Below are 12,835 nucleotides of genomic sequence, written 5' to 3' on the forward strand. Positions count from 1 at the left end.
GCTTAAAAATAAGTACATTTGCCCTATGTCTTATTTAAATCCAGAAGAGGAGTATTTCCCAAAAGAAGAGCTACAACAAGAGGAGTTTGTGCGTCCGCAAAGTTTCGGTGATTTTGCAGGGCAAGCACATATTTTAGACAATTTAGAAATCTTTGTCAAAGCGGCTAAAATGCGTCGCGAATCGCTCGACCATGTGCTTCTTCATGGACCTCCAGGTTTGGGAAAAACTACACTTGCACATATCATTGCCAATGAGCTTGGCGTAAACATCAAAGTCACCTCAGGACCTGTATTGGACAAGCCTGGGGATTTGGCAGGATTGCTCACCAATCTCGAGGAAAACGATGTTTTGTTTATCGATGAAATCCATCGTATGTCGCCCATCATCGAAGAATATTTATATTCCGCCATGGAAGACTACAAAATCGATATTTTGATAGAATCTGGACCTAATGCTCGCTCTGTGGAAATTGGGCTAAACCCTTTTACTTTGATTGGCGCCACCACACGCTCGGGATTGCTCACGGCTCCACTTCGTGCGCGTTTTGGGATCAATTGCCGATTTGAATACTATAATGTAGAACTCTTGAGCTCCATCGTGGAAAGAAGTGCTCGCATTCTCGACACACCGATTGACGAAGATGCCGCCATTGAAATCGCGGGCAGAAGCCGCGGCACGCCTCGTATCGCGAATGCCTTGCTTAGAAGAACAAGGGATTTTGCCCAAATTAAAGGCAATGGTAGAATTGATAAAAAAATGGCGCAATTCAGTTTATCGGCTTTGAAAGTGGATCAAAACGGCTTAGACGAAATGGACAACCGAATTTTGACGACTATTATCGAGAAATTCAAAGGAGGCCCTGTGGGGCTCACCACCATCGCGACTGCCGTGGCAGAAAACGCAGGCACGATAGAAGAAGTGTATGAGCCTTTTTTAATCCAAGAAGGATACTTGATGCGCACTCCTCGCGGTCGAGAAGTTACGCAGAAGGCTTACGACCATTTGGGGCTCACCCGCCATGGCAAAGGCACTCAAACTGAGCTTTTTTAGCCCCGTTAAATTAATAAAACAACATTTAATTTATTAAGCTATGCTTGTAAAAAATCCATTTCACTTTATAAAGCACTGGTATTATACTGTTTGGGTAGATGCGATTGTGTTCTGCAAAAAGAAACATAACGACATTTATATTTTTCCTTTTTTAGGGCTATTTTTATGCGTATTTATGAACTGCTTATCGTTAAGCTTTATTCTATTAATTATACTCAATATCAATATAGCTCCTTATACGATAGGGATAGGAGATTTACACCTAACCCAAATTAAACAGATTAATAAATTAATCCTGTTTGCTATTCCATTTTCTATTTTCTATTCAATTAATTATCTTATTATTTTCAGAATCAACAACTTAAATAAGTTGATTAAAAAATACCCCCATTACAATGGTAAAGCATTTTTCATATACACCATTTTTTCTTCTATATCAATTTTGCTAATTATTGGGCTCATATATTTTGAAGTGATTTAGATGAATAGTAAATGGAGAATCAACAACAATTCACCAATTTAGGTAAAAACTAAAACCTCAAAAAAAAAGAAAATCCGCTTTTCAATGAAAAGCGGATTTTTAATTATGTAAAAACTAATTGATTAAATAAATTAAGCGTCTAATGCTTTATTAACTTCTCTTACTTGCGCAACAGCAGCATCAAATTTAGCTCTTTCTTCTTCGTTTAGTTCAACCTCAACGATTTTTTCAACTCCGTTTTTACCAATGATTGCAGGCACACCAAAGCTGATGTCGTTTAAGCCATACTCTCCTTCTAATAACAATGAACAAGGGAACATTTTCTTAGAATCTTGAGCGATAGCTCTCACCAATTCAGAAACTGCAGCACCTGGCGCATACCAAGCAGAAGTTCCTAAAAGTTTAGTAAGTGTAGCTCCTCCCACTCTTGTTTCTTGCTCTACGCTGCCTAATTGCTCTTTGCTCAAGAAAGTAGAAACTGGCACTCCGTTTCTTGTAGCCAAACGAGTAAGTGGCAACATACCAGTATCACTGTGAGCACCGATCACCATACCATCTACATCAGAGATTGGGCAATCTAAAGCCTCTGCCAATCTGTATTTGAAACGAGCACTATCTAGTGCACCACCCATACCGATTACGCGGTTTTTAGGCAATCCAGTTGCTTTGTGCACAAGGTAAGCCATAGTATCCATTGGGTTTGAAACCACGATTACAATCACATTTGGAGAGTATTTTACTAATTGTTCTACTACTGATTTTACAATATTAGCATTTGTTCCGATTAATTCTTCGCGAGTCATTCCAGGTTTACGAGGAATACCAGAAGTAATCACGGCAACATCACTGCCTGCTGTCTTAGAATAATCGTTGGTAGAACCCACGATTTTAGTATCAAACAAATTCAAAGAAGCTGTTTGCATTAAATCCATGGCTTTCCCTTCGGCATAGCCTTCTTTAATGTCAACCAACACTACTTCTGATGCGAAATTTTTAATAGCAATGTACTCAGCACAACTTGCACCTACAGCACCTGCTCCTACTACGGTAACTTTCATATTATTCTTTATTTATGATTAATAAATTTGAGTGTAAAGGTACGGCATTTCATTTTAAATTAAAATTAAAAACAGCGATAATCTTCATTGATTTTTCTCATCTTCAAATTCTTGTAGGATTGAAATATTTTTATTTAAAGCCTTACCTTTGCCCAATGCCAGCGCAAAAAGTAAGTTTCAAAGAAATCAACCGATTAGCCTTTCCCGCCATCTTTGCAGGAATCATAGAACCACTTATTTCGCTCACCGATACCGCCGTGGCAGGTCGGCTTCCTATGCACACCGCCGAAGCCTTGGGAGCCATTGGGCTTGTGGGGTCTTTCCTCTCGGCACTCACATGGATTTTTGTGCAAACTTCGAGTGCACTTTCGGCATTGGTATCACACGCCGTAGGGCAAAATCGCTTGAAACATTTAATTTCGCTCAATTCGCAAGTTTTTTGGATTAATCTAGGCATCACATTGCTACTTTCGGCGGGGAGTTTCCTTTTAGCCCCTTGGATTTTAAAACTTTATGGCGCCAAAGATTTATTACTCGAAATGGCAATTCCCTATCTTAAAATCAGAGTTTGGGGTTTTCCGTTTACGCTTTTAACGCTTACTATTTTTGGCATATTCCGCGGGTTGCAAAACACCACTTGGGCAATGCGCATAAGCCTAGTGGGCGGTCTCACCAACATTGGGCTGGATTTATTTTTTGTCTATGGGCTAAATGCCGGCGTGCGCGGGATCGCCTTTGCCAGTGTAATTGCGCAAGGCTTAATGTTTATTTTAGCCTTCATTCAATTATGGCGAAAAACACCGTTTAAGACTTTGCAAGTGCGCAAAAGGCATCCGCTACTATTTCGCACACTTCGCATGAGTGTGGATTTGTTTTTACGCACATTTTCGCTAAATGTAGCTTTATTTTTAGCGTTCAGAATGGCGAGTTTGCTCGGGCATGGCGAGAACAACCAATATGTGGCAGCACATACATTACTGATTCAGGTTTGGCTTTTTTCTTCGTATTTTCTCGACGGCTATGCCAATGCAGGGCGTGCCATTGCAGGAAAATTATTTGGTGCCAAGGATTTAAAAAAACTGAATTTGCTCGTTTTTGATGTACTAAAAATTATGCTTTTCATAGGAATTTTGCTCGGCATCGCCTACTATGTTTTGCAACGCCCCATTGCCGAAATGCTCACGCACGATGAGCTGGTGCAGCGAACTTTTTACACCGCATTCTTTTTGGTAGCACTTATGCAACCGATCAACTCCGTGGCTTTTATGATGGACGGCATTTACAAAGGCTTGGGCGAAACCCGTATTTTGCGCAATGTCTTTATGCTCGCAGTTTTAGTCGGATTTATTCCGCCTTTAATTCTATTTTATTACTTAGGTTTTGGCTTAGTAGGAATTTGGCTTGCATTCTTAATTTGGATGATTTTCAGAGCAGGTGGTTTGAGCCTTCATTACTATAAGCATTATTGGAAACAGGCTTAATTAATCCTAAATTTTTGATTTTTCAATTTTTAATCCGTAACTTTAAAGTCTAAATAACTTAATTTAGATTTTATGGAAGCATATGTAAAAACCGAGATAAAAAACAAAATCGCTTATATTGAGTTTTTTCACCCAAAGAGCAATTCTTTTCCCACTTCACAACTTAACGAATTAGAAAAACATATTGAAGACGCAGGCAAAAACAACGATGCAAAACTCATCGTTTTGCAGAGTCGTGGCACAAGTGTATTCTGTGCAGGTGCTTCGTTTGAAGAATTGCTTAAAATCGATAATTTTGAACAAGGAAAAAAGTTTTTTTCGGGATTTGCGCGTGTAATTCTCGCCATGAAACAATGTCCTAAATTCATCATCGGAGCCATTCAGGGCAAAGTCGTGGGCGGAGGCGTAGGGCTTGCAGCGGCTTGCGATTACAACATTGCAACAGCCCAATCACAAGTGCGATTGAGCGAACTTTCCATCGGGATTGGTCCCTTTGTAGTGGAGCCTGCCGTGCGCAGAAAAATAGGACTGAATGCACTTTCGGAACTTACACTAAACCCAAAAGAATGGAAAAGTGCACTCTGGTGCAAGGAAAAAGGCTTGTATCATAAAGTTTATAATTCAAACGAAGAATTCGTAAACGGGTTGAACGAATTTACCGAACAACTGAGCCAATACAGCCCTGAAGCTATGGCAGAAATCAAAAAAGTATTCTGGCAAAATACCGAAAACTGGGATACCGAACTTTTTGCCAAAGCAGCCATTAGCGGGCAATTGGTGCTCTCGGATTTCACGAAATCAACCCTTAGCAAATACAAAAAATAATCGATCATGGAACTTAAAAATTTAATCCTAGAAAGAGAAGGCAAAATCGCAATTGTTTATATCAATCGTCCGCATTTGCTCAATGCGCTAGACGCTGCTACTATTGAAGAATTTGGGCATTTGATCTACGATTTAGAAAACGACGACAGTGTGCGTGCCATCATCATCACGGGCGAGGGCGACGAATCTTTTGCTTCTGGGGCAGATATTAAGGAGTTTAAAAGCTTTAACAAACCTAAAGGCGAAAACCTTTCTCGTCGCGGACAAGAAGTGCTTTTCAATCGATTGGCGCGTTTGAGCAAGCCCACCATTGCCGCCATTAATGGGCACGCCTTAGGTGGCAGATTTGATTTAGCACTAGCTTGCCATATCCGTATCGCATCGGAAAAAGCAAATATGGGCTTTCCAGAAGTGTCTTTGGGCTTAATTCCCGCCTACGGCGGAACGCAACGCCTACCGATTTTAATCGGAAAAGCAAGAGCTTTGGAATTTATCCTCACGGGCAAACAATTTCCTGTGCAAAAAGCCAAAGAATGGGGATTGATTTATGATGTTGTTCCGCACGAAAAATTAATGGAAAGTGCCATTGAATTAGCTCAAACTTTCTGCAACAATTCGGCTACAGCTACGGCAGCAGCGATTAAGGCAATCAACGCAGCATTTACGCCTTATGGGCAAGAAGCCGAAATTAAATTATTTGGAAGCCTTTTTGAAACCAAAGATTTTGAAGAAGGCACTTCCGCCTTTTTAGAAAAGAGAAAACCTAATTTTGAATAAATTTTCGATTAGTTTTATTTGGGGAAAAGTCGTGTAAAATATTTACACGACTTTTTTATTACGCCTCCAGACCAAAGCTAAAACTTAAAAAATACTTATCTTTACCTTTTTTAAAACCAAAACACAGATTATGTCTACACTTCAAGATAAAAGATTATTTTTACTCGACGCTTATGCTTTAATTTTCAGAGGATACTATGCCTTTATTAAAAATCCAAGAATCAATTCCAAAGGGCTAAATACTTCTGCCATTATGGGATTTATGAATTCGCTTTTGGAAGTGGTGAAAAAAGAAAAACCTACGCACCTTGCCGTAGTGTTTGATGTCGGGAAACAAAATACTTTAAGACATGAATATTTCCCTGACTATAAAGCTACGCGCGACGAAACACCCGAGGGAATTAAGGTTGCCGTGCCATACATTCAGGAGATTTTGCGTGCAATGAAAATCCCCGTGCTCTACGCAGAGGGCTATGAGGCAGACGATGTAATTGGGACTTTGGCTAAAAAAGCGGAAAAAGATGGATTTACCACTTTTATGATGACGCCCGATAAGGATTTTGCCCAATTGGTGAGCGAGCATATCAAGATGTATAAACCTGCTTCGCGAGGCGGGGGCATTCAGATTTGGGGCGTGAAAGAAGTGCAAGAAAATTTTGGGGTAAAAGATCCCAAACAAATCATTGATTATCTAGGCATGATGGGCGACAGCGCCGACAACATTCCTGGAATCCCTGGCATTGGTCCCAAAACGGCACAAAAATTCATTGAGAAATATGGATCAATGGAAGGACTTTATGAGCACATCAACGATCTGAAAGGGAAACAAAAAATAAATGTTGAAGAAAACAAGGAACAAGCCTTTTTGTCTAAAAAATTAGCCACCATCTTGACCGACGCCCCTGTGGAGTTTGATGAAGAATCTTTGATTGTGGAACAACCTGATTTTGAAAAAATTAAAGAAATCTTTACGGATTTAGAATTTAAACGACTTACCGAAAATTTATTCCGTGCGTATGGCTTAGATTCTCCTGCCGAGGCAGAAGCTACCGTCACTGCGCCTACTCTTTTCGACCAATTGGAAGAAGAACCAAGCGAAGAAAATTCAGCGTTTAAAACCATCGAAAACCAAGAACATTTTTACCAATTGGTGGATACCACCATGGGATTAAAGATTTTGGTGAGCAAACTTTTACAACAAAAACAAATCTGCCTAGATTGCGAAACCACAGGACTTAAAGCTCTTGAAGCAAATCTAGTGGGAATGGCGTTTAGCTACGAGGCTGGCAAAGGCTATTATGTAAGCTTTAATCAAGACGAAAAAGAAACACAAGAGAAGATTGAGCTTTTGCGCCCCGTACTGGAAAATCCTGAGATTTTAAAAATCGGTCAGAATTTAAAATATGACATCAAAGTCTTGTTTAAATACAACATTCAGCTGGCGGCTCCGCTCTACGATACCATGGTGGCGCATTACCTCATCAATCCCGACATGCGACACAACATGGATATTCTCGCAGAAACTTATTTGAATTATAAGCCCGTGAGCATTGAATCGCTCATCGGAAAAAAAGGGAAAAATCAAAAAAGTTTTGACCAAGTCCCATTGAACGAGCAAACGGAATATGCCGTAGAAGACACCGATGTAACTTTGCAACTCAAAGAAGTTTTTAAGCCTAAAATCGAAAAAATAAAGGCTGAAAAGTTATTTAACGAAGTAGAGATGCCACTGGTGAAAGTGCTTGCCGACATGGAAAAAGAGGGCATTGCACTAGATGTGCCTGCTTTGGCAGAAATTTCAAAGGAGCTAGATAGCGACATGACCGAGCTAGAGAAACAGATTTTTGAATACGCAGGCGAGGAATTTAACCTAAATTCTCCGAAACAATTGGGCGAAATTCTTTTTGAAAAAATGGAATTGGTCAAAAAACCAAAAAAAACCAAAACAGGGCAATATTCTACCTCAGAAGATGTTTTGTCTAAACTTTCTGACAAGCACCCTATCATTGAGCAAATTTTGGAATACCGCCAATTGCAAAAATTAAAATCCACTTATGTAGACAGTTTGCCACAAGAAGTGAGCCCTATCACAGGGCGTGTGCATACCAGTTTTGCACAAACGGTGGCAGCTACGGGGCGTTTGGCGTCCAATAATCCAAATTTGCAGAATATCCCGATCCGCACGCCACGCGGGCAGGAAGTGCGCAAGGCTTTTATTGCTAAAGATGAGCAGCATGTGCTGATTGCAGCCGATTATTCTCAAATTGAATTAAGACTGATTGCAGGACTGAGCCAAGACCCAACGATGATGGCGTCGTTTAACAATGGCGAAGATATTCACGCAGCAACGGCGTCTAAGGTGTTTGGCGTTCCGCTAAATGAAGTAACACGCGAACAACGAAGCCACGCCAAAACGGTGAATTTTGGGATTATTTATGGCGTTTCTGCCTTTGGGCTGAGCGAACAAACGAGTCTTTCTCGTGGCGAATCCAAAGATTTGATTGATGCGTATTTTGAAACTTATCCGCAATTGCAAAAATACATTCAAGACCAAATTGCACTGGCAAGGAAACAAGGTTATGTAGAAACGATTTTGGGCAGACGCCGCTACTTGCGCGACATTAATTCTAATAATTATGTAGTGAAAAGCCACGCCGAGCGAAACGCCGTGAACGCGCCCGTGCAAGGTAGTGCGGCAGACATCATTAAACTAGGGATGGTGAAAATTCATCAACGATTAAAAGAGGAGAATTTCCAAACCAAAATGCTCCTGCAAGTGCACGACGAATTGGTATTTGAAGCACCAAAATCAGAAGTGGAACAAGTTTCTGCCCTCATCAAAGACACCATGGAACACGCCATAGCATTCAATGTGCCACTCGTGGTAGAATGTGGCGTAGGCAAAAACTGGCTGGAGGCGCATTAAAATTTAACAATAATAAAAGAGGCATTTAAGCCTCTTTTTTATTCTTAATCATTTTATTTATAAAATAAGATGTTATAATAACAAATGTGATAAGCAAATTAATATAAATCTGACTAAATCCATTCAGTCGCTCACCAAAAACTAAATAGCTAAAGAAAATGTAACTGCAAAAAGCAACTCCAAAGATTAGAAAAAATGCTAACACATATTGTATACCGAGCGGTATATTTACAACCTTCACCTTTGATTCGTAATTTTTTGTTTTTTTTCTTTGAATCATTTTATTTACGAAATAAGGTGTTACAATAACAAATGCAATGAGCAAGTTTGCATAAACTTGATTAAAACCGCTTAATTCTTCTTTAAATATCAAGTAGCTAAAAAAAACTGAACCACAAAAAGCCAACCCAAAAACCAGAAAGAACGCAGATATATACTGCAAACCAAAAGGTAAGTTGGCAAAATCTGTATAACCTTTTACATCAATGTTATTTTTCATATTCTTTTTTTTAATGTTTCACCCTCTGAATATAAGATAAAACACAAAAATAAAAACAAAATTAACAAAACAAAACCATTAATTAATATTTTATAACTAAAATAGTAAAACTAAAAATAAATTTTAACGAATTAAATTCAATAAAAAGTAAAGAAATAAATTATCGTTTCTATAATCATTTGATTGATGCATATTTTGAGATTTATCCGCAATTGCAAAAATAGAACAGGCAAGTGCACGACGAATTGGTATTTGAAGCACCAAAATCAGAGGTAGAACAAGTTTCTGCCCTCATCAAAGACACCATGGAACACGCCATAGCATTCAATGTGCCACTCGTGGTGGAATGTGGCGTAGGCAAAAACTGGCTGGAGGCGCATTAGTTTTAAAGCCCTCATTCACAGCTTGTATTTATATAAAAACTTTAGTACATTTGTTAATACCAAAAAAATAATATAAATCCTAAAGAAACATTTATGAGTAAAAATGATTTAATCAGTGTAGAATTTTCCACCGAAGATTTAAAGAAAATTGACGATGCACTCAAAACCATTGGCGAGGTTTTGAAAGGCAAAACCCGAAACCTTACGCCCGAAGAACGCAAACAATTTGGGCGCATTGCCGAGCAAAATAAACTTTTTGTAGAGAAATCTAAAAGCCTTATGGAGCAGTTTCCGCAGTATATACCCGTGTTTATGGACAAGGCGGAGTTTGACAAAGATTTTGCCGCACGCAAAGCCATAGAAAACCGCCTGCAACTGCTTGATAGCTTGACCGAGCAACTCTCAGACACTAAAATCTTGCTCGATAACGACAACTACACCGCAGCACTCACATTCTACCGAAACATTCGCTACCTAAGCAAAGAAGATGTGCCAGGCACCACGAGCATTGCCAAAGATTTAGGGCAATTTTTCCCTCGTTCACGCAAAAAAAACACTACTGAAACAGAAAATACAGCTAGCGAAAGCTAATTTTTGCCCGTTGAACTCAAGTTTTTAAGTAAGGAAGAGAAGTTTTTAATTAAATCAGAGAAAATTTTAGGCTCAAAAGCCAAATTTTTCGATTGAACGCCTAAAAATTTCGATAGTTCAGCCAAATTTTTCGATATTAAGGCTAAAAATTTCGATACCATGAGCAAAAACTTCTCTTCTTTAATGAAATTTATTAATAACTCAATTAAAAATAATATGAAAAGATTTATTTTTTTACTTATTTTATTTATTTCTTGCACCAATAATAAGCAAGGAACAGAAACTCGTACAGAACAATTGGAGGGCGAGAAATACGAAGAAGTTCTAGATGCCGAGCAAGGAGATGCCGACGCTCAACATAATTTAAGCGAGATGAACGACAACGAAGAAGGCACAGAACAAGATAGACAAAAAGCCTTCGAGTGGGTTCAAAAAATTGCCGAACAAGGAGATGCCAGCGCTCAATTTAATTTAGGCGTAATGTACATAAAAGGAGATGGCACACAACAAGATTACCAAAAAGCTAAAGAGTGGCTTCAAAAAGCCGCTGAACAAGGAGATGCCGATGCACAATATAACTTAGGATTAATGTACAACAAAGGGACAGGCACACAACAAGATTACGAAAAAGCTATTGAGTGGTATCAAAAAGCGGCCGAGCAAGGACATGCCAAAGCGCAATTTAATTTAGGCTATATGTACGACAACGGAGAGGGCGTAAAACAAGATTACCACAAAGCCTTTGAGTGGTATCAAAAAGCTGCCGAGCAAGGATTTGCCAAAGCGCAATATAATTTAGGCTCAATGTACTACAACGGAAAGGGCGTAAGACAAGATTACCAAAAAGCCAAAGAGTATTTTGGTAAGGCTTGCGACAATGGGCTTCAGCTAGGCTGCGATAAATTCAAAGAATTAAAAGAGAAGGGGTATTAAAACAGAAAAATCCTGAGTTTAGAACACTCAGGATTTTTTAATTTTTAGCCAAACCTTACATCTTTAATTCGGATTTGCAGGTGTGCTTTGCCTTGCCATACATTTTCTTCGATGACATAGACCATGTCAAAACTTTCAGTTTTCATTCGTTTTAAATGATGCCCCATACCAAAGCCAATCGCGGTGAAATGTTTGCGCACTTCGGGATGATATACCGTGAGCTTAATATGCTCATTACCACGCCCCATATAGCGTTCATCGCCCGCTGAGCGCACGCCCCTTGTCAGGAAATGTGGCATTAAATTTTCTGGGCCAAAGGGTTCCATTTGCTTTAAGATGCGCGCAAACTTAGGAGTGATTTCTTTAAAACTAAGTTCCGTATCAATTTCTATGGTCGGGATTTGTTGGGTTTTGTGAATATTTCTACTCACAATTTGCTCAAATCTTCGTTTAAAATTCGGCAAATTCACTTCCTTCATCGTAAGCCCTGCGGCGTACATGTGGCCGCCAAAACGCTCGAGCAAATCGCCACATTCCACCAAGGCTTCGTATACATCAAACCCCTTTACCGAGCGCACAGAAGCCACCAGCATTCCGTTGTCTCCTTGTGTAAAAACCACCGTCGGGCGATAATACACTTCGGTAAGGCGCGAAGCCACAATCCCGATGACACCTTTGTGCCAATTTGGGTCGTAGACCACAGTGGTAAATTTAGTTTCGTCTTCTTCTGCCAATTGATTGAGCGCTTCATCGGTAATCAGCGAGTCGAGCTCCTTGCGCTCTTTATTTAAATCATTGATTTCGCTCACATAGCGGCGTGCGGTGATTTCGTTTTCGGTAATGAGTAGTTTTACCGCATCGGTCGCTTGCTTGATTCTTCCCGCCGCATTGATTTTCGGCGCAATGGCAAACACGATTTTGCTCACATTGACCAGGCCCACTGATTCTTTAGGAATCAACATTTTTAAGCCTAAACGTGGCGAAGTGTTTAAAACCTTAAGCCCAAAATGTGCCAAAATCCGATTTTCTCCCGTTATCGGCACTATATCGGCTGCTATGCTCACCGCTACCAAATCCAAATAACTGAACAACTCTTTGTCTGAAACTTTCAAAGGTTTAGCCAAAGCTTGAATAAGTTTAAAGCCTACGCCACAACCACTTAACCCATCGTAAGGATACTGGCAATCTTCGCGTTTGGGATCGAGCACCGCCACGGCATCGGGCAATTTATCGCCAGGAAAGTGGTGATCGCAAATGATGAAATCGATGCCTTTTTCTTTGGCATACGCCACCATTTCGTTAGCTTTAATCCCACAATCGAGCGAGATAATCAGCTGAATATCGTTATCGGCTGCATAGTCCATGCCTTCTTTGGACACGCCGTAACCTTCTTTATAGCGATCTGGAATGTAATAAGTTACATTATCAGTTTGATTTTTTAAAAAAGTGTACATCAACGCCACCGAAGTCGTCCCGTCGACATCGTAGTCGCCATACACCATGATTTTTTCTTGATTATTGAGCGCAGAAAGGATGCGTTCTACGGCTCTGTCCATGTCTTTCATGAGGAAAGGATCGTGCAAATGAGAGAGTTGCGGACGAAAGAAATCCTTAGCCTCATCGTAAGTGGTGATGCCCCGCTGAACCAAAATACGGGATAGGGACTCCGAAATTTTTAGGGAATCCTGCAAAGCTTTTACATTCTCTGCGAGTGGTTTGGGCTTGAGTAACCAGCGTGAAGACATATTTCACAAAGTTAACATTTTTCTTTTTAATTTCATAGAGCTAAATTTCTTATTTGTAAACAATTTTAAATGCAGCTTATTTTTT

Annotated in this window: 11 protein-coding genes; 8 read left to right on the forward strand and 3 right to left on the reverse strand. The window is 39.8% G+C overall.

Annotated elements, in window-relative coordinates:
• Window positions 1-25: 25 nt before the first annotated feature.
• A complete protein-coding gene (ruvB, locus tag ORNRH_RS03100) occupies window positions 26-1,051 on the forward strand; it encodes a Holliday junction branch migration DNA helicase RuvB (protein WP_014790460.1) in 1,026 nt (341 codons plus the stop codon).
• Window positions 1,052-1,663: 612 nt separating this feature from the next.
• Here the strand turns inward: ruvB and mdh are convergent.
• Entirely contained in the window at window positions 1,664-2,590 is a 927-nt protein-coding gene (mdh, locus tag ORNRH_RS03110; RefSeq protein ID WP_014790462.1) for a malate dehydrogenase, read from the reverse strand.
• A gap of 14 nt (window positions 2,591-2,604) precedes the next feature.
• Here mdh and ORNRH_RS03115 point away from each other — a divergent pair, with 14 nt between their 5' ends.
• From ORNRH_RS03115 to polA, 4 genes are all read left to right on the forward strand, one after another.
• A complete protein-coding gene (locus ORNRH_RS03115) occupies window positions 2,605-4,071 on the forward strand; it encodes an MATE family efflux transporter (RefSeq protein ID WP_243925436.1) in 1,467 nt (488 codons plus the stop codon).
• A gap of 72 nt (window positions 4,072-4,143) precedes the next feature.
• Window positions 4,144-4,896 (forward strand): enoyl-CoA hydratase/isomerase family protein, encoded by a 753-nt coding sequence (locus ORNRH_RS03120; RefSeq protein ID WP_014790464.1) that lies wholly within the window; start codon window positions 4,144-4,146, stop codon window positions 4,894-4,896.
• A 6-nt stretch (window positions 4,897-4,902) separates the two neighbouring features.
• Window positions 4,903-5,673 carry an enoyl-CoA hydratase/isomerase family protein gene (locus ORNRH_RS03125; RefSeq protein WP_014790465.1) on the forward strand — a complete coding sequence of 257 codons (771 nt, stop codon included), beginning with the start codon at window positions 4,903-4,905 and terminating at the stop codon, window positions 5,671-5,673.
• Between the two features lie 130 nt (window positions 5,674-5,803).
• Window positions 5,804-8,599, forward strand: a complete 2,796-nt coding sequence (gene polA, locus ORNRH_RS03130; RefSeq protein WP_014790466.1) for a DNA polymerase I — start codon at window positions 5,804-5,806, stop codon at window positions 8,597-8,599.
• A 25-nt stretch (window positions 8,600-8,624) separates the two neighbouring features.
• Here the strand turns inward: polA and ORNRH_RS03135 are convergent, their stop codons facing one another.
• Window positions 8,625-9,098, reverse strand: coding sequence for a hypothetical protein (locus ORNRH_RS03135; RefSeq protein ID WP_014790467.1), 474 nt, complete (start codon window positions 9,096-9,098; stop codon window positions 8,625-8,627).
• Between the two features lie 233 nt (window positions 9,099-9,331).
• Here ORNRH_RS03135 and ORNRH_RS11850 point away from each other — a divergent pair, with 233 nt between their 5' ends.
• The 3 genes from ORNRH_RS11850 (at window position 9,332) to ORNRH_RS03145 (ending at window position 11,005) form a co-directional block, all read left to right on the forward strand.
• A complete protein-coding gene (locus ORNRH_RS11850; RefSeq protein ID WP_081484550.1) occupies window positions 9,332-9,481 on the forward strand; it encodes a DNA polymerase in 150 nt (49 codons plus the stop codon).
• Window positions 9,482-9,574: 93 nt separating this feature from the next.
• Complete coding sequence (locus ORNRH_RS03140; protein ID WP_014790468.1) at window positions 9,575-10,072, forward strand: hypothetical protein; 498 nt, start codon at window positions 9,575-9,577, stop codon at window positions 10,070-10,072.
• Between the two features lie 216 nt (window positions 10,073-10,288).
• Window positions 10,289-11,005, forward strand: coding sequence for a tetratricopeptide repeat protein (locus ORNRH_RS03145; protein WP_221403034.1), 717 nt, complete (start codon window positions 10,289-10,291; stop codon window positions 11,003-11,005).
• A gap of 44 nt (window positions 11,006-11,049) precedes the next feature.
• Here the strand turns inward: ORNRH_RS03145 and recJ are convergent, their stop codons facing one another.
• A complete protein-coding gene (gene recJ / locus ORNRH_RS03150) occupies window positions 11,050-12,750 on the reverse strand; it encodes a single-stranded-DNA-specific exonuclease RecJ (RefSeq protein ID WP_014790470.1) in 1,701 nt (566 codons plus the stop codon).
• Window positions 12,751-12,835: the final 85 nt, after the last annotated feature.

The organism is Ornithobacterium rhinotracheale DSM 15997 (genome assembly GCF_000265465.1).
In the GTDB taxonomy this organism is placed as follows: domain Bacteria; phylum Bacteroidota; class Bacteroidia; order Flavobacteriales; family Weeksellaceae; genus Ornithobacterium; species Ornithobacterium rhinotracheale.